Here is a 17,987-nt window from a genome sequence, read left to right on the forward strand (position 1 = left end):
GCGGTCCGGCGGGGCCGATCAGGCGTCGGCGGCGCACCATGTCGTCGTGCGATCTCTCTCTCATCCGGCGTCCCGAGCGGGGTCCCAGCGCTTAGACTCCCTCGCGTGACACGTCGCGGGCAGGTTGGCAAGATGGCCCGAGCGGTCGGCAAGGTGCGGTAACAGGGAGGAAGCGTCTCGTGAGCAGCAGGCCATCCCGAGGCGCTGCTCGCCTCGCAGCCATACTGGACGCGCTGCCCGACGCGCTGCTCCTGGTCAACGCCAACGGAACCGTCGTCAACGCGAACACCATCGCCCTCGAGGCCTTCGAGACGCCCGGCACCGCGCTGGTCGGGCGCGGGTTGCTCGACCTGCTGCCGCAGTTCGACTCCAAGCTCATCCCCGGCTCGATGCGCCGGCCCGACCACATGGACCCGCGCGGGCGCACCAAGCCGACGCGGATGGTCGCCCGCCGGACCGACGGCTCGGAGTTCCCCGTCGAGGTCACCAGCGCCAGCCTGGAGAACGGCCAGCAGGCCTACGACAGCTACGGCTACGCCAGCGACGAGCTGCTCATGCTCGTCGTGCGCGACCTGTCCGGCACCGTCGACACCGAGGCCGAGCTGGCCCGTTCACAGCGCCAGACCGAGATGATCCTGCGGGCCGCCTCCGAGGGCGTCGTCGGCACCGACACCGACGGGCGGATCGTGCTCGTCAACCCGGCCGCCGCGCAGATCCTCGGCTACCGCGCCGGCGAACTCGGCGGCAAGGAGCTGCACACCCTCGTCCTGCACTCGCGCGCCGACGGCTCCCCCTTCCCGTACGACGAGTCCCCGCTCGCCGACACCCTGCGCTCGGGGCGCAAACACCGGGTGCGCGGGCAGGTGGTGTGGGCCAAGAGCGGCGACAAGGTGTCCGTCGACCTGACCACCGCGCCCGTCCGCGACGGCGACCAGCTCGTCGGCGCCGTGATGACCTTCCTGGACCGGCGGCCGTACGACGCGCTCGCCGACGAGAAGGCCGCCGCCGAGAAGCGCCACGCCGACGAGCTGGAGCGGCTCGCCGAGGAGCACGCCTCCGACCTCACCGCCCTGCGCCAGCAGCACGTCACCGAGCTGGAGGACCTCCAGGAGCGGCACGCGGAGGAACTGGCCGCCGGAGAGGAGCGGTACGCCGCGCTCGGCGAGCGGGAGAAGGACCGCTACGAGGCGCTGTCCGCACGGCACGAGCAGTTGCTGACCCTGCTGGGACGCTCGCTGCGCGGCCCGCTCGACGAACTGCGCCGCGAGCTGTCCGCCCTGGCCGCCGACGACGCCGGACAGCTGTGGCCCGAGGCCAACCAGGTGCTGCATCACCTCTCGGCCGGCTACTCCCGCATCACCACCCTCATCGACAACGTCCTCGGCTACCAGCGGCTCGACGCCGACGGCGCCGACGGCGCGGGCATCACCCGTACGAAGGTGATGCTCGACGCGGTCGTCGCCGGGGGTGTGGACGGCGCCGTCGACCTGATCGGCCCCGGCCGGGTGCAGTTCGCGGTGCACGCGCCGCCCATCGAGGCCGAGGTCGACCCCAAGCTGCTCGCCACCGCCCTCGCCCACCTCGTCGCCGACGTGGCCGGCGTCGACTCGACCGGCAACGCGCCCGTCACGACCGGCGGCTACATGGACAACACCGTCGTGGTCGCGGCGGCGCAGCGCGGCGAGGTCGTACGCATCGAGGTGCGCGGACCGTACGCCGGCGGGGACCCGGTGCACCAGCCGATCGTGCGCGGGATCGTGCGGGCGCACGGAGGTGTGCTGCAGACCCACGAGGTGCCGGGGATGAGCGGCAGCGCCTACGTCCTCGAGGTCCCGCTCGGCGGCGGGGCGGGGGCCGTCGCCGCGCCCTCCTCGGGGGCCGAGGTCGCGGTGGCCGGTCCCCGGGACGCCGCCGAACAACAGACGTCGGGCGGGGGACGCCGCCGGGCGCGTCGCTCCTCCGTGGACGCCTTCCTGGACAGCGAGGTGCCGGGGGCGGGCGCGGGGGCGGACCCGGTGCCCGACGCCGCGGCCCCCACCGGACGGCGTCGCCGGCGCGCCGCCGCACCGGCGGACGAGGCCGTGCAGGCACAGGGTCCGGAGAGCGCGGGCGAGTCCGGCGGCAGCGTCGGCGGTGCCGGCGGTGTGGGGGGCGCCGGCGGTACTGGCCGGCGGCGGGGGCGGCCTGCGGAGGGGGCGGTGCCGGGCGACGGCTCCGGTGCCTCTGGTGCGTCTAATGGCCCTGGTGGCCCTGGTGCGCCCGGTGCGGGCGTCGCCGAGGGTGCCGTCGTCACGGCCGCCGAACATGCCGCGGGGACCGCGGCGGCGGGTACGGGGCTGGGCGGGACCGTTCCTCCGCAGGGAGTTCCGTCGCAGGGCGTCCCGGCGCAGGGTGCTTTGCCGCAAGGCGTGCCGCCGCAGGGTGTGCCGCCGCAGGGTGTGCCGGCCTCCGGTGGGGGCCGGGCCGCGCTGCCCGCCGCCGCGGCTCCGGGGAACGAGCAGGGGCAGGGGAACGAGCAGGGGCACGGCCAGGAAGGGGCGGCGCCCACCGGACGGCGTCGGCGTGCTCTCGCCGCCGCCCAGGAGCGCGCCGCCGCGCAGGAAGCCGCGCCGCGTACGGTGTTCGCGCTGCCGCCGGCCGACGCGGACCGGGCGTCCGATGCCGATGCCGACGCCGGAGGAGCGGCGGGTCCGGGACCCGTTCCGGCCGTCTCCGCCCCGCCTCCGCAGGGCCCTGCCGCCCCGGTGGCTCCCGTTCCGGCGGCCCCGGCCCCGGCCCCGGCGCCTATGCCGGTGCCCGCCCAGGTGCCGGTGCAGCCCCCCGTGCCGGGCGCGTTGCCCACGGACGACCATGGGCGGCACGACGCCGTACCGCACGACCAGTCCGACGATCACACCCCGCCTCAGCCCCACCCGGCGAGCGCGCCGACCGGCCGCCGCCGTCGAGCCGTCGGACAGTCGGCCGAGGCCACCGGAGCGAGTGGATCGGCCGGGGGGAGCGGATCGGCCCGTCCGACCGGGGCCGCGATTCCGGCCCAGAGCACGGGAACGCCGGGACAGGCACCTGCCGTGCCGCAGGCGCAGGTACCGGCTCAGGCGCCCGCACCGGCCCCGGCCCCCGCTCAGGCACTGGCCAAGTCCGTCGCCCAGCCCCTCCCTCCGCCCCTGCCCGCCAAGCCGCAGCCCGTCGTCCCCGGCACGCCCGCCGCGGGCACCCCGTCGGCACCCCAGCAGTGGCCCGGCGTGGCGGGCGACACCCCCGGCGCGGGGACGCCCCTGCCTCCCGAGGCGCCCGCCACGCCCACCCCGCCGCCCGCTCGCGCGCAGGCCCAGGCCCAGGCGAGGGTCGCCCAGCCGCTCCCCGCCGAGAACGCCGCGTCGGCGCCCGTCGACCCGAACTCCACCCAGGGCCGCTCGATCAGCGTGCGGACGCTGGGGCAGGGCGTGCCCTTCACCCGGCAGACGGCACAGGCCCAGCAGGCCCAGCAAGCTCAGCAGGCCCAGCAGGCGCCGCAACCGCAGCACACGCCCGCCGGAGGCACCGGCACGAACGGCGGCCGCCGCCGCAAGCTCGGCACCCCGCCCGACCCGGCGACCGGTGCGCGCCCCCACCCGCAGGGCGACCAGGCCAAGGCCTCCGGGCCCCAGGCCCCGGCGCCCCAGATCCCCGGGCAGACCCCCGCGCCGCAGCCTCAGCCGCAGCCTCCGATGGGCGGTGGTGGGCCCGCCAGCGAGGGCGCCGGACGGTCGTACGCCATAGGAGCCCCGGACGAGAACGCCGCCGAGGGGCCCGAGCCGCTGGACGGGCCGGGCGGCGCGGTCGAGGTCGCCGATCCGCCGCGCCCGCAGCCGATGGACGACGAGCTGCCCCCGGAGCCGCTCGACAACCCGCGCCGGCTGCTGGTGTGGCCGGCGCCGGACGTGAGCACACAGCAGGCGCTCAGCGACCGCGGCTACCGGCCCGTCATCGTGCACTCGCGCGAGGAGGTCGACGCGCAGATCGCGGCCTTCCCGGCGGCGCTGTTCGTGGACCCGCTGACGGGGCCGATCACCCGCACGGCTCTCCAGGCGCTGCGGCAGGCGGCGGTGGCCGCCGAGGTGCCGGTGATGGTGACGGCGGGGCTCGGGCAGGCGACGCGCGAGGCGGCGTACGGCGCCGACCCGGCCGTGCTGCTCAAGGCGCTGGCCCCGCGCGACAGCGAGCAGCATCCGCCGCGGGTGCTGCTGATCGAGGAGCACGCGGAGATCGCGCTGGCGCTGACGGCGACGCTGGAGCGGCGCGGTATGCAGGTGGCGCGGGCGGCGAGCGACCCCGACGCGGTGACGCTGGCGGGGCAGTTCCGACCGAACCTCGTCGTGATGGACCTGATGCAGGTGCACCGGCGACGGGCCGGGATCGTGGACTGGCTGCGGGCGAACGGGCAGCTCAACCGCACGCCGCTGGTCGTCTACACCGCCGCCGTCGATCCGGCCGACCTGCCGCGCCTGGCGTCGGGCGAGACGGTGCTGTTCCTGGCGGAGCGGTCCACCAGCACCGAGGTGCAGAGCCGGATCGTGGACCTGCTGGCGCGCATCGGCACCAACTGATCCTCTCGTCCGTCCCACCTCTTCGCCTGCTCCTGCTCCTGCTCCTGCGCCGGGGCCGTTGTCAGTGGTGCCCTCTACAGTCGAAGGCGATGGCACGGGTGTGGAGGTGCTCGGGGCTGCGGTGGTCCGCCGACGGTCCCGTGCTGATGTGGGACGGCGGGCGGGGCAGCGCGCTGTCGTGGGGGAAGCGAGTGGCCTTCGCGGTCGCGGAAGGGGGTGTGCGGACGTGTACGGGAGCGCGGGGACACGCGTGTCCGCGGCGGGCGGCGGTGCCGGGGCGGAGCACGGGGGCGCGGTGCGAGGAGTGCGCGCGGCTGGACCGGGCGCACTCGGTGGCCGCCGACACTCTCGCGGACGATCCCCGGCCGTACCGCGTATATCTGGCGTGGTTCGGGCCCGGGATGGTCAAGGTCGGCATCACCGCGGTGGAGCGGGGCGAGGCGCGGCTGCTGGAGCAGGGGGCGGTCTGTTTCGGCTGGCTGGGCGTCGGGCCGCTGATGGCCGCGCGGCGGGCCGAGGAACTGCTGCGGGCCGCGCTGGGGGTGCCGGACCGGATCCCGTACGCCGACAAGCGCGCGGTGCGTGCCCGGCTGCCGACGTCCGAGGTCGAGCGGACGGCTGAGCTCGCGGAGCTGCACGCACGGGCGGTGGCGCTGCCGGGGTGGCCGGAGTCGCTGGCGCGTGAGCCCTTCCGGGCAGTGGACCATGTGCGCGCGTTCGGGCTGGCGGGGGCGCCCGGTCCGGTGGGGGAGGTGCGCGAATTGGTCCCCGGTGGGGTGGTGAGCGGCGAGCTGGTGGCCGCGGCCGGGCCCGACCTGCACTTGGCGGCCGGACCGGTGGCTGGACGCGCCGCCGGCCTGCCGGCCGGATCTGCTGCCGGTCCGTCGGCTGGGCCTGGCGCCGCACCGGGGACCGGAGCGGCGGTCGACCCGGCGACTGCCGCGACGACCGGTGTGACGACCGGTAGGGGGGTCGGTGCGGGGGCGGTCGTGGTGCTGGACACGCGGCTCATGACCGGGTGGGAGCTGACCGCGGCCGAGGGCGACCTCGTCGGCGGAGTCACTGTGCCGGTACGGGAGTTCAGGGAGACGGGACATGCGCAGGAAGGGCTGTTCTGAGGTCCGCCCGTCCGTGATGTCTCCCAGGTGCCGCCCGGCAGCCGGCTGAGGGTTTCTCAGAGAAATCACAGGTTTCCGAAAGGGGTCTCTCAGAGCACGCCGACACGGTGGTTGCATGACCACGACCGCGCCCCAGGGGCGTACCGAACTGCTGAGGCCGGACGGGAGCCCCGTCCGGGTGCTGGTGGTGGACGACGAGCTGTCGATCACCGAGCTGCTGTCCATGGCCCTGCGCTACGAGGGATGGCGGATCCGGAGTGCCGCCGACGGGAACGGCGCGATCCGGGCCGCGCGTGAGTTCCGGCCCGACGCCGTCGTCCTCGACATGATGCTGCCGGACATGGACGGGCTGACCGTCCTCGGGCGGCTGCGGCGGGAGCTGCCGGACGTGCCGGTGCTGTTCCTGACCGCGAAGGACGCCGTCGAGGACCGGATCGCCGGGCTCACGGCCGGGGGTGACGACTACGTCACCAAGCCGTTCGGCCTGGAGGAGGTCGTCGCCCGGCTGCGCGGGCTGATCCGGCGCTCCGGCGCCGCCGACCGGCGGTCCGAGTCCCTGCTCGTCGTCGGCGACCTCACTCTGGACGAGGACAGCCACGAGGTGACGCGGGCCGGTCAGAACATCCATCTGACCGCGACCGAGTTCGAACTGCTGCGCTTCCTGATGCGCAACCCGCGCCGGGTGCTGAGCAAGGCGCAGATCCTCGACCGGGTGTGGTCGTACGACTTCGGCGGCCAGGCCAACGTGGTCGAGCTGTACATCTCCTACCTGCGGCGGAAGATCGACGCCGGCCGGGAGCCGATGATCCACACCCGGCGTGGGGCCGGTTATCTGATCAAGCCCGCGGCGTCATGAGCGGGCGACGGCGGCCGGGTCCGCGCGGCCGGCGGGACCGCGGCCGGCTTCTCGCGCGCACGGCACGGGCGGTGGCGCGGGCGGCTCCGGCACCGGCACGTCCACGCAGATCAGCGCCTGGGGCCAGGGGATCCACGAGGGGGTGACGGTGGGTTCGGCCACCTTCCCCGGCCTGACCCGGCCCACGGGCACCGACGACTGATCCTTTCGGCACAGGAATTCCCGCCGCGCGGGGCCATCGGCCCGTGCGGCGGGAATCGTCGTTGTACGGCGTATGGGAACTGTTCTACGGTGTATGGCATGTCGACGTCACCCTCGCCTCCCCAGCCCACCGAGGCATCGTCCACGGCGCATCCTCCGGTGCCCGCCGCCGTCCCCGCGGGCGGGCATCCGCAGCGCTGGCTGATCCTCGGCGTCATCTGTCTCGCCCAGCTCACCGTGCTGCTCGACAACACCGTGCTGAACGTGGCCATCCCCTCGCTCACCGCGGAGCTGGGCGCGGCCACGTCCGACATCCAGTGGATGATCAACGCCTACTCGCTGGTGCAGTCGGGTCTGCTGCTGAGCGCGGGCAGCGCGGCCGACCGCTACGGGCGCAAGAAGATGCTGCTGACGGGCCTGGTGCTGTTCGGCGCCGGTTCGCTGGTGGCGGGACTCGCCGATTCCACGGCCCAGTTGATCGCCGCGCGGGCCGGGATGGGCGTCGGCGGGGCGCTGCTGCTGACCACCACGCTGGCCGTGGTGATGCAGGTGTTCACGCCCGAGGAGCACGTCCGGGCGATCGGCATCTGGAGCGCGGTCAACGCGCTGGGTTTCGCGACCGGGCCGCTGGTCGGCGGGTTCGTGCTGGACCACTTCTGGTGGGGCGCGATATTCCTGATCAACCTGCCGGTGGTGGCGCTGGGGCTGGTCGCGGTGGTGGCGCTCGTCCCGGAGTCGAAGAACCCGCGGGGCGACCGGCCCGATCTGCTCGGCGCGCTGCTCTCCACGATCGGCATGGGCTCCCTGGTCTTCGCGATCATCTCCGGCCCGGAGGAGGGCTGGACGTCGCAGCGGGTGCTGGTGAGCGGCGGCGTGGCGGTGGCCGTGCTGGGCGCGTTCGCCTACTGGGAGAGCAGGATTCCGTACCCGATGCTCGACCTCGGCTTCTTCCGCGACCGGCGGTTCACGGGCGCGGTCGCGGGCGCGGTACTGATCACCTTCGGGATGGGCGGGGCGCTGTTCCTGCTGACGCAGCATCTGCAGTTCGTGCTCGGGTACGGACCGCTGGAGGCGGGGCTGCGCACCGCTCCGCTGGCGCTGACGGTCGTGGCGCTGAACTTCACGGGCCTGTCGGCGCGGTGGACGGCGCGGCTCGGGACGCCGGTGTCCGTGGCGCTGGGCATGGTGCTGATGTCGGCGGGGCTGGCGACGATAGCGGTGGTCACCTCGGGCGGGTATGCGGGGACGCTGTGCGGGCTGGTGCTGGTGGGGGCGGGGTGCGCCGTCGCCAACCCGGCCATGGCCCACGCCGTGATGAGCGCGATCCCGCCCGCCAAGGCGGGGGTCGGGGCCGGGATCAACGGCACGCTGGCCGAGTTCGGCAACGGCCTCGGGGTGGCGGTTCTGGGGGCCGTGCTCAACGCGCGGTTCGCCGCGCTGGTCGCGGTGGGGGCGGGTTCGCTGCCGGCGGCGCTGGCCGCGGCCGGGTCGGGACAGGAGCGGGCGCGGGTGGTGGCGGCGTTCTCGTCGGGGCTGGAGGTCAGCCAGTTGGTGGGGGCGGTGGCCGTGCTGCTCGGCGGGCTGGTGGCGGCGGGGTTGCTGTGGCGGGCGGAGAAGAGGGGCGTCCAGGGGAGCGTGGACGCCTAGCATCATGAGCAGTTACCGCGAGCCGAGGAAGGTACAGCCCATGGTGAAGGCTGCTGGGAAGGGTGCGGCTCGGCCCAGTGTCTGGCTGGCGGGACAGGCGCGCGGGGGCAGGCGGGGCGGTGGCCAGCCGTCGGGTCTCGACCGGGAGCGGATCACCGAGGCGACCGTACGGCTGCTGGACGCGGAGGGGCTGGCGAAGTTCTCCATGCGCCGGCTCGCCGCGGAGCTGAACGTCACCGCGATGTCCGTCTACTGGTACGTCGACACCAAGGACGACCTGCTCGAACTCGCCCTCGACGCCGCCTTCGGCGAACTGCGGCTGCCGGACGCGGACGGCGACGACTGGCGGGAACGGCTGCGGGCGCTGGCCGGGGAGTACCGGTCGCTGCTGGTCCGCCACCCGTGGCTGTCGCCGCTCGCCGGGCGGTATCTGAACATCGGGCCCCACGCGCGGGCCTTCTCGCGGACCGTGCAGGACGTGATCCGCCGGGCCGGGCTGCCCGCCCACGGGGTCACGGGGGCGCTCTCAGCGGTCTTCCAGTTCGTCTACGGCTACGGCACCATCGAGGGCCACTATCTCGCCCGCGCCGCCGACGCCGGGATGACCCCGGACGACTACTACCGGCACGCCATGCGCGCGGTGACCGAGGACCCGGCCGCGTCGGGCGCCGTCGAGCAGTCGCGGGACATCATGGCGGCCCGCGGCGGCGACACGGTGTCCGAGATGCTGGAGCGGGACTTCGACTTCGCGCTGGAGTTGCTGATCGCCGGGATCGAGGCGATGGCCGCCCGCGGGTGAGCCGTACGGTTTCCGTGGGCCGTGGGCCGTGGGCCGTGGGCCGTGGGCCGTGGGCCGTGGGCCGTGGACCGTGGGGCCCCGCTGCCGGCGACGGTCGCTCACGGGTGAGCCGTAGCGCTTCCTTCCGCCCGCGCGCCGCCCCCCTGCCGGTGCGGGCCTACTCCTGCGGAGCCAGCCGCGCCGGGAAGCCCCCCGTCGCCACCGGACCCCACCGCTCGGGAGTCACCCGGATGATCGACTTGCCCTGCCGGATCATCGCCGCCCGGTACTCGTCCCAGTCCGGGTGCTCCCCGGCGATGTTCCGGTAGTACTCCACGAGCGGCTCCACCGAGTCCGGGACGTCGATCACCTCGGCCGTGCCGTCGACCTGCACCCAGGGACCGTTCCAGTCGTCGCTGAGCACGAGGACGCTCACCCGGGGGTCCCGGCGGGCGTTGCGGGTCTTGGCGCGCTCCGGGTAGGTGGAGATCACGATCCGGCCGGAGTCGTCGACCCCGCAGGTCAGCGGCGACGCCTGGGGGTCGCCGTCGGCCCGGCGGGTGATGAGCAGGGCGCGGTGCCGGGGCCGTACGAAGTCCAGCAGTTCCTCGAGCGAGACGCGGGTGTTGGTCGCGATGTTGGGTGCCATGAGGGCAAGACTAGGCGCGGCCGGGGAGGTTCACGCGGCGAGCGCCTCCGTCAGGTCGTCGTACACCGGCACGTCCCGGCGGACCCCGGTCACCTCCAGGACCCGGCCCGGCAGCCCGCCCGGTTCCGCGACGACCCGCAGCCGGACGCCGTCGTCGAGGTGCTGGTGGATGTCCTGGACCAGACGGGCGCCCTGGGAGTCCATGAACTCGGTGCCGGTGAGGTCCAGCACCAGCATCCGCAGCCGCCGGGCGCGGGCGTCGGCCGCGGAGGCCACGGCGGTGTAGAGGGCGGGGGCGTTGCACACGTCGATCTCGGTCGGCAGGACGGCGAGCAGGGCGTGCCCGGGCAGATCGCGCACCCGGCACGGGCTCGGGAAGAACTTCACGGCACTCACCTGACGAAGGGGCGGACTCCGGCTTGCGCTGGGGCCGATTCCTGACCCGTCGGGCCCATTCCACCACGCCCGCCGAAGACTTCAAAGGTCTCCGAAGCTACCGTCAGCCGGGCGTCACCTCGTCGCAACAGAGCAGATAAAGTGCTGCTCGTCCTGTGCTCGCAGTCGGGAATGTGCTGCGGAGCTCTCCTGCGCACGGCCTGAAGCCGTGCTTGTAGAAGAGGTTCGTGGTGTCTACGTCCGAGTTTTCTGGTTTGCCCCGTTTTACGGCTGGCATGGAGCTGGCCGATGCACTGACGGTGGCGGCTCAGCAACTGCACGAGACGGTCACCCCGCACAACACCCTGCGCACCGCGGTCCGGCTGGCCGTGCATCTGCTCCCCGGCGCCGAGCACGCCGGGATCTCCGTGGTCGAACGCGGCGACCACCGCCGTACCGTCGCCTGGACCGACGACGTCGTCCGCACCGCCGAGGAGGCCGCGCCCGACGAGCGTGACCGGCCCCCGTACTGGGCGCAGCTGTGGAACTCCCCCGTCGTGCGGCTCGGCGACGGCGAGGCCGAGGACGGCGGCAGCGCGCCCGCCGCCGTGGGCCTGCGGTCGGCGCTCGCGCTCCGGCTGCGCGCCGACCGCCGCAGCCTGACCGTCCTGACCGCCTACGCCCGCAAGCCGCACGCCTTCGACGACGCCGCCGTCCGGGTCGGCCGGCTGTTCACCGCGCACGTCAGCATCGCCCTCGACTCGGCGACCGTGCGCGAGCAGCTCACCGAGGCCATGCGCACCCGCGACCTGATCGGGCAGGCCACCGGCATCCTCATGGAGCGCCTGGACATCGACGCGGCGGAGGCGTTCGAGAGCCTGGTGCGCGCCTCACAGCGGGAGAACGTCAAACTGCGCGAACTCGCCCGCCGCATCGTCGGTCGGCACCGCACCAAGGACGCGGCGCCGTAGGCGGTCCGGCGGCCGGCCCCTTGCCCGGCCCCTTGCCCGGCCCCTTCCCGGTCCGGCAGCCGGCGCTCTGCCGGTCCGGCGCCCGCCCTTTTGCGAGGGCGTTTCCGGGATATCCGTACGGTCATGAGTCCTGAGACGCCCGAGACGCTGGACCAGGCGATGGCCCGCAGCAGTGGACTCGACACACTGCTGCGGGACCTGACGGACCGTGCCGTCCAGGCGGTGCCCGGCGCCGCCGCGTGCAGCATCACGGTCCGCCGCGCCGACCGGCTGCTCACCCTGGCCGGCAGCTCCGGCATGCCGAGCGGACTGGACCAGCGGCAGTACGAGAACGGCTCGGGGCCCTGCGTCGAGGCGGCCGACACGGGCGCCGAGCAGTACGCCGCCGACCTGGCCACGGACGGCCGCTGGACGGGCTACCGGTCGTACGCGCTGTCCACGGGCGTCCGCTGCGTGCTGGCGCTGCCGCTCTCCATACCCCTCGGCCGGACCGGCGCCGCGCTGAACTTCTACGGCACCGAGCCGGGCGCGCTGGGCCGCGGCCGGGAGGCGGCCCTGCGGTTCGCGGAGCGGGCGACGGACGCCATCGACATCGCCCTGCGCATCGAACAGGAGCGCACCACCGCGGCCGACGTGCGCACGGCGCTGCTCTCGCGCAGCGTCATCGACCAGGCCGTCGGCATCCTCATGGCGCAGGAGCGGGTCGACGCCCAGGCGGCGCTCGCCCGGCTGCGCCGCGTCTCCCAGGACCGCAACGTCAAGCTCCGCGACCTCTGCTCCGACCTGGTGGCCCGGGTCTCCGGCGGCAACCGGCAGACACGGGACCGGCGTTCCTGAGCGGCACCCCCGGGCTCCGGCACGGGACCGGCGTTCCTGGGCAGCACCCCCGGGCCCCGGCACGGGACCGGCGTTCCTGGGCAGCACCCCCGGGCCCCGGCACGGGACCGGCGTTCCTGGGCAGCACCCCGGACCCCGGCACGGGACCGGCGTTCGTAGGCAGCAGTCCCGGGCCGGCACCGAACCGGCTATCCCATGGGGCCGCCCCCGGCAGACACGGGACCGGCGTTGCCGGGCCGCTCCGGGCAGACAACACCGGACCGGCGTTCTAGGCCGCCCCCGGCACGGCGGGCGGTTCCCCCCGTACCGCCTGCACGTCCAGCTCGACCCGCAGTGTCGTCCCGATGGCGGCGATCCCGGCCTGGACGACCTGGTTGTAGTGCATGGCGAAGTCCTCGCGCCGCAGCTCGGCCGTCGCGCGGAAGGCGACGCGGGTGCCGCCCCACGGGTCGGGCCCGGTGCCGAGGTGGACGAGGTCGAGGTCGACCGGGCGGACCACCCCGTGCAGGGAGAGGTCGCCGCGCAGGGTCCAGCGGTCCGGGCCGGCCGGGGTCAGGACCGTCGAACGGAAGACGATCTCCGGGTGGCGGTCGACGTCCAGGAAGTCCGCCGACCGCAGATGGGCGTCCCGCGTCCGGTTGCCCGTGTCCAGCGAGGCCGCCCGGACGACCGCCGTCACCCGGGACCGGGCGACCCGCACCGGGTCGATCTCGATCGTCCCCGAGAAGTCGGTGAACCGCCCGTGCACGCTGGAGATCCCCAAATGCCGGGCCACCGCGGCCACGCTCGAGTGCGCCGGGTCGATGGTCCACGTCCCCGGCGGCGGCAGCTGCGCCCCGCCCTGCCGGGCCAGCGTCACCGTCCCGACCTCCGCCCGTCCGCTCGCGGTGACGATCGCGCTCACGGCGGCGGGCGCGTACCCGACCGCCGTGACGACGACCGTGTACGCCCCCGGCTGCAGCGGCGTCCCGTCCCGGACGGCCCCCTCGGCGTCCGCCTCGGCGCGCAGCACCTGCGCGCCCCTGGCGTCCGTGACCGTGACGACCGCGTGCGACACGCCCCAGCCGTCGCGGGTGCGGATCGTGGCGGTCAGTCCCGTGGCGGCGGTCAGTCCCATGGCTGCAGTCCCATCGCTGTCGGCTCCTCGTGCCCGGTGGCTACTCGCCGGGGTGGGCGAGCTCGGTGTGGTGGTCGTCGACGCCGGGCCCGGCGACCGTGAGCGCCGTGGCCACGGGCGGGTAACCGGTCGCCACGACCGTGTACTCGCCGGCGTCCAGATCGGTGAAGGCGTACGCCCCGTCCGCGCCGGTCGTCGCGGCGCCGACGACGTTGCCCGCCGCGTCGACCAGCGTCACCCGGGCGTCGGCCAGCGGACCGTGCGCCGTCCGTACGACGCCCCGCACGCGGGCGCCCGCTTCGAGGCCGACCTCGATCCGGGTGGTCCCCGCGCCGCCCACCTCGACGGGCAGGGCGCGCGGCCGGAACCCGGCGGCGTTCACCGCGACGGTGACGGCGCCCGGCACCAGCTCCGTGAAGCCGAACTCGCCCCGCTCCCCGGTCGCCGTGCTCGCCAGCAGGTCGCCCCGCACATCGGTGACGATCACCATCGCGCCCGGCACCGGCCGCGCGTCCTCGGCGGCCCGGACCAGGCCGGCCAGCCCGCCGGTGCCGCTGAGCAGGACGTCGTACGACAGCGGGTCCTCGCCCACGACGATCGTGGACGCCTGTGGCTGGAAACCGTCGGCGGAGGCGATCAGGACGTAGGTGCCGGCGCCGGGCGCGTCGAGCGTGTAGGCGCCGTCGGGTCGCGCGACCGACCGGCCGAGCTGGCGGCCCGTCAGGGAGATGAGGGTGACGGCGGCACCGGCGACCGGGGCGCTCTCGGCGCCGTGGATCCGGCCGGTGACGGGTATGCCGGCGGCAGGGGAGGACGGGGCCGGGGCCGGCGCCTGCGCCGGTACGGGTGCTGGTGCGGGCGTGTCGGTCTTCGCACCGCTCGCCGCCCCGCTCGCCGCATCGCCCGTCGCCCCGCTCGCTGCATCGCCCGTCGCCCCGCTCGCCGCCTCCGCGGCCTGGACCAGCGCGCCGGACGTCCGCAGCGGGACCTCCTTGATGAACAGCGTCACCAGGAAGGCCAGGAAGGCGATCGGGGTGACGTACAGGAAGACGTCGGCGATGCCGTGCCCGTAGGCGCTTTCCAGCCACGTGCGGATCGGGGCGGGCAGCAGGTCCATGTCGGGGATCTGTCCGCTGCCCGCGGCCTGGCCCGCGGCCCGCTGCGAGGCGGGGTCGAGCGTGCCGATGGTGTCCTCGGCGTAGTGGGTGATCCGGGTCGACATCACCGAGCCGAGCGCCGAGACGCCCACCGCGCCGCCGAGGGAGCGGAAGAAGGTGACGACCGAGCTGGCCGCGCCGAGTTCGTGCGGGGCGACCTGGTTCTGCGTGGAGAGCACCAGGTTCTGCATCATCATGCCGACGCCGAGGCCCATCAGCGCCATGTACGCGCCGATCCTCCAGTAGTCGGTGTCGTAGCGCATGGTGCCCAGCAGGCCCAGGCCCGCCGTGAGCAGCAGGCCGCCGGCGACCAGCCACGCCTTCCACTTGCCGGTCTTGGTGATGATCTGGCCGGAGACCGTCGAGGAGACGAACAGACCGGCGATCATCGGGATCGTCATGACGCCGGACATGGTCGGGGACTTGTCGCGGGCCAGCTGGAAGTACTGGCTGAAGAAGACGGTGCCCGCGAACATCGCGATGCCGACGAACAGCGAGGCGACCGACGCCAGGCTGATGGTGCGGTTGCGGAACAGGTGGAGCGGGATGATCGGCTCGGCGGCCTTGGTCTCCACGAAGAGGAAGACGAGGGTCAGCACGGCCGCACCGCCGACCATGGCGCCGGTCTGCCAGGACAGCCAGGCGTACTTGTCGTCCGCGAAGGTGACCCAGATCAGCAGCAGGCAGACGGCCGCGGTGATGAAGAAGGCGCCGGCCCAGTCGACCTTGACCTTCCGCTTCGTCTCCGGCAGGTGCAGCGTCTTCTGCAGGACCAGCATGGCGATCAGCGCGAACGGCACGCCGACGTAGAGGCACCAGCGCCAGCCGAGCCAGCTGGTGTCGGTGATCACCCCGCCGAGGAGCGGACCGCCGACGGTGGCGACGGCGAACGTCGCGCCGAGGTAGCCGGAGTACCGGCCGCGCTCCCGCGGGGAGATCATCGCGGCCATGATGATCTGCGCCAGGGCGGCGAGACCGCCGGCGCCGAGGCCCTGGACGACCCGGGCGCCGATCAGCATGCCGCTGTTCTGCGACAGACCGGCGAGCACCGATCCGGCGATGTAGACGCACAGGGCCAGCTGCACCAGCGCCTTCTTGCTGACCAGGTCGGCCAGCTTGCCCCACAGGGGCGTGGAGGCGGTCATCGCCAGCAGGGCTGCGGTGACGACCCAGGTGTACGCGCTCTGGCCGCCGCCGAGGTCCTGGATGATCTCGGGCAGGGCGTTGGAGACGATGGTCGAGGACAGGATGGCGGCGAACATGCCGAGCAGCAGCCCGGAGAGCGCCTCCATGATCTGCCGGTGGGTCATCGCCTCGCCGCCGCCGGGGGAGGGGTGCTGGGCGCCGCCCCCGTGCTTGGCGTGAGCCCGCACACCGGTTGGTGTGGTGGTTGCCATGGGCTTCCTTCTCTTGCGTCGTCGGTGTGGGGGTCCGGGTGCGGGGTGCGGCCGTCACTGCGTCGGCGCGGGCGGCCGGTCGCCACCGCGGGCGGTCACTCCGCCGTCACGGGCTGGGGGTCCGTCAGCTCGGCGGTCACTCCGCCGTCACGGGCGGGGGGTCTGCCGTCACGAGCGGTCGGTGCGGCGCCCCGGCCGGTGCGGCTCGGCAGTCGCCGAAACTCGCGCGGAGGCGAGTCATGAGCTGGACGAGCCGGCCGACCTCGTCGTCGGACCAGTCGGCGAGACGATCGGCGAGCAGCCGGCCGGTCCGCCGGGACAGCTCGTCGAGCCGGGTCCGGCCGGCAGGAGTGAGGCGCAGGATGCGCGAGCGCCGGTCGGACGGGTCGGGGGAGCGTTCGATCCAGCCGCGCTCGCAGACGTGCGCCACATGGCGGCTGGTCACCGACATGTCCACGCTCATCAGCTCGGCGAGCCGGCTCATCCGCATGTCGCCGTGGCGACCCAGCAGGGCGAGCACGGCGGCGGACCCGGTGGGGCAGTCGGCCGGCAGCGCCCGGGCCATCTCGCGCTTCACGGCACCGAAGGCGCTGAACTGACGTGCCAGTTCCACGTACTGCGCCTGCTCGGCCATGATCCCGCCGCCCTCTCCGTGGCCTCGCCCTCATTTGTTGCTTAGAGCAACCATAGATTCCGTTGGTTGCTACAGGCAAATGAATCCGGGCGACCAGGGCATAAAAACTTGGCAAAGCGACGGATCGGCGGATGTGAAGACGCAGGTGGACGCCGCTCCACCCCGCCCTTGGTCCCGCCCCGGGTCTTCGCTAGGGTCTCGGGGCATGGCCAACTCCCAGAACCCCCAGGGCAACTACGACCCCGCGGGCAGCACCCAGATGTTCCGCGCGTTCGTCGACGAGTCTCCCCAGGCCCAGCAGCAGCCGGCGGCTTCGGCGGGGCCGCGCATCGGCCTGATCATCGGTGTCGTCGCCGTGATCGCCGTCGTGGCGGCGGTGGCCTGGCTGGCGCTGAAGTAACCCGCCCGCGCCCGCCCGCACTCCGCCGACCGCCAACGGACGACGACCGCCGACGGACGACGACCGCCAGCGGACGACGGCCGCCGACGGAGGACGGCCGCCCAGTGCTCTGCCGAGCGCCGCGGCGGCCGTCGTCGTGAGGGTGAGCAGAGCCGGAGGCCGGAAGCCTCCGGTCGGCCGACGGGTCGATCAGTCGGAGATGAGGCCCTCGCGCAGCTGGGCGAGGGTGCGGGTCAGCAGTCGGGAGACGTGCATCTGCGAGATGCCGACCTCCTCGCCGATCTGCGACTGGGTCATGTTGGCGAAGAAGCGCAGCATGATGATGCGCCGTTCGCGGGGCGGCAGCTTGGCCAGCAGTGGCTTGAGGGACTCGCGGTACTCGACCCCCTCCAGCGCCGCGTCCTCGTAGCCGAGGCGGTCGGCCAGGGAGCCCTCGCCGCCGTCGTCCTCGGGGGCGGGCGAGTCCAGCGAGGAGGCGGTGTAGGCGTTGCCGACGGCGAGACCGTCGACCACGTCCTCCTCCGACACCCCGAGCACGCAGGCCAGTTCGGTGACCGTCGGGGAGCGGTCCAGCTTCTGGGACAGCTCGTCGCTGGCCTTGGTCAGCGCCAGCCGCAGCTCCTGGAGCCGGCGCGGCACACGCACCGACCAGGAGGTGTCGCGGAAGAACCGCTTGATCTCGCCGACGACGGTCGGCATCGCGAACGTCGGGAACTCCACGCCGCGTTCGCAGTCGAACCGGTCGATGGCCTTGATCAGGCCGATCGTGCCGACCTGGACGATGTCCTCCATGGGCTCGTTGCGCGAGCGGAAGCGGGCCGCCGCGTACCGCACGAGGGGGAGGTTCAGCTCGATCAGGGTGTCCCGGACGTACGCGCGCTCGGGGCTGTCCTCGTCGAGTGCGGCGAGCCGCAGGAACAGGGAACGGGACAGGGTGCGGGTGTCGATGGATCCCGAGGCCGGGAGCGCCGGGACCGGCGGGGCGGCGAGGGCCGGGACGTCGTCGATGGGGTCGAGCGCGCCGGGCGCGTCGAGCGCCTCGGGCGCTGCCGCGCTCTTGGTGAGCGTGAGCACCTTCGAGCTGCCCTGATCTGCGGACATGCCACCCCCTTTGGGTCGCGGGACGGTCGCGGCGGACGTTCCCATGCGAGGAACGCAGCCTTCACCTGAATACCGGCGCCGGGGCACCGGCAAACGCGCTTCCGGCAGAATGTCACATGTCGGCAACACGCTGTAGAGACATGTCGACATGTGAAACGCGAAT

General features: G+C 74.0%; 14 protein-coding genes. 8 read left to right on the top strand and 6 right to left on the bottom strand.

All coding sequences use genetic code 11. The features are described 5' to 3' along the window. Positions 1 to 179 precede the first annotated feature (179 nt). The 5 genes from ACZ6KF_RS27685 to ACZ6KF_RS27705 all read left to right on the top strand — a co-directional run bounded on the left by ACZ6KF_RS27685 (position 180) and on the right by ACZ6KF_RS27705 (position 9,207). A complete protein-coding gene (locus ACZ6KF_RS27685) occupies positions 180 to 4,586 on the top strand; it encodes a hybrid sensor histidine kinase/response regulator (protein ID WP_469179317.1) in 4,407 nt (1,468 codons plus the stop codon). Positions 4,587 to 4,732: 146 nt separating this feature from the next. After that, the gene (locus tag ACZ6KF_RS27690) at positions 4,733 to 5,704 is read left to right on the top strand and encodes a DUF2797 domain-containing protein (protein WP_469179345.1); all 972 of its coding nucleotides are present in this window, start codon (positions 4,733 to 4,735) and stop codon (positions 5,702 to 5,704) included. A 115-nt stretch (positions 5,705 to 5,819) separates the two neighbouring features. Continuing rightward, on the top strand, positions 5,820 to 6,560 hold the full coding sequence (locus tag ACZ6KF_RS27695; RefSeq protein WP_356635850.1) for a response regulator transcription factor: 741 nt from the start codon (positions 5,820 to 5,822) through the stop codon (positions 6,558 to 6,560). A gap of 300 nt (positions 6,561 to 6,860) precedes the next feature. Continuing rightward, positions 6,861 to 8,408, top strand: a complete 1,548-nt coding sequence (locus ACZ6KF_RS27700; RefSeq protein ID WP_469179319.1) for an MFS transporter — start codon at positions 6,861 to 6,863, stop codon at positions 8,406 to 8,408. A gap of 40 nt (positions 8,409 to 8,448) precedes the next feature. Beyond that, positions 8,449 to 9,207, top strand: a complete 759-nt coding sequence (locus ACZ6KF_RS27705; protein WP_469160216.1) for a TetR/AcrR family transcriptional regulator — start codon at positions 8,449 to 8,451, stop codon at positions 9,205 to 9,207. A gap of 157 nt (positions 9,208 to 9,364) precedes the next feature. Here the strand turns inward: ACZ6KF_RS27705 and ACZ6KF_RS27710 are convergent, their stop codons facing one another. Further along, positions 9,365 to 9,835 (bottom strand): PPOX class F420-dependent oxidoreductase, encoded by a 471-nt coding sequence (locus tag ACZ6KF_RS27710; RefSeq protein WP_356635844.1) that lies wholly within the window; start codon positions 9,833 to 9,835, stop codon positions 9,365 to 9,367. Positions 9,836 to 9,865: 30 nt separating this feature from the next. Continuing rightward, positions 9,866 to 10,222, bottom strand: coding sequence for an STAS domain-containing protein (locus ACZ6KF_RS27715; protein ID WP_356635842.1), 357 nt, complete (start codon positions 10,220 to 10,222; stop codon positions 9,866 to 9,868). Between the two features lie 284 nt (positions 10,223 to 10,506). On the opposite strand from ACZ6KF_RS27715, the gene ACZ6KF_RS27720 reads away from it, so the two are divergent. After that, positions 10,507 to 11,181: a GAF and ANTAR domain-containing protein gene (locus ACZ6KF_RS27720; RefSeq protein ID WP_356635840.1), complete on the top strand. Its 675-nt coding sequence runs from the start codon at positions 10,507 to 10,509 to the stop codon at positions 11,179 to 11,181. Between the two features lie 123 nt (positions 11,182 to 11,304). Beyond that, positions 11,305 to 12,018: a GAF and ANTAR domain-containing protein gene (locus tag ACZ6KF_RS27725; RefSeq protein ID WP_356635838.1), complete on the top strand. Its 714-nt coding sequence runs from the start codon at positions 11,305 to 11,307 to the stop codon at positions 12,016 to 12,018. A 268-nt stretch (positions 12,019 to 12,286) separates the two neighbouring features. Here ACZ6KF_RS27725 and ACZ6KF_RS27730 read toward each other — a convergent pair whose 3' ends face one another. The 3 genes from ACZ6KF_RS27730 to ACZ6KF_RS27740 form a co-directional block, all read right to left on the bottom strand. Beyond that, on the bottom strand, positions 12,287 to 13,135 hold the full coding sequence (locus ACZ6KF_RS27730; RefSeq protein ID WP_469240869.1) for a YceI family protein: 849 nt from the start codon (positions 13,133 to 13,135) through the stop codon (positions 12,287 to 12,289). Positions 13,136 to 13,175: 40 nt separating this feature from the next. Beyond that, the gene (locus ACZ6KF_RS27735; RefSeq protein WP_469240917.1) at positions 13,176 to 15,602 is read right to left on the bottom strand and encodes an MFS transporter; all 2,427 of its coding nucleotides are present in this window, start codon (positions 15,600 to 15,602) and stop codon (positions 13,176 to 13,178) included. A gap of 223 nt (positions 15,603 to 15,825) precedes the next feature. Beyond that, on the bottom strand, positions 15,826 to 16,323 hold the full coding sequence (locus ACZ6KF_RS27740) for a MarR family winged helix-turn-helix transcriptional regulator (RefSeq protein ID WP_469179321.1): 498 nt from the start codon (positions 16,321 to 16,323) through the stop codon (positions 15,826 to 15,828). 205 nt (positions 16,324 to 16,528) lie between these two features. On the opposite strand from ACZ6KF_RS27740, the gene ACZ6KF_RS27745 reads away from it, so the two are divergent. Beyond that, the gene (locus ACZ6KF_RS27745) at positions 16,529 to 16,723 is read left to right on the top strand and encodes a hypothetical protein (RefSeq protein WP_356635830.1); all 195 of its coding nucleotides are present in this window, start codon (positions 16,529 to 16,531) and stop codon (positions 16,721 to 16,723) included. A gap of 189 nt (positions 16,724 to 16,912) precedes the next feature. On the opposite strand, the gene ACZ6KF_RS27750 is transcribed toward ACZ6KF_RS27745, so the two are convergent. Then, complete coding sequence (locus tag ACZ6KF_RS27750; RefSeq protein ID WP_356635828.1) at positions 16,913 to 17,824, bottom strand: RNA polymerase sigma factor SigF; 912 nt, start codon at positions 17,822 to 17,824, stop codon at positions 16,913 to 16,915. Positions 17,825 to 17,987 lie beyond the last annotated feature (163 nt).

Source organism: Streptomyces sp. NPDC046379 (assembly GCF_055587785.1).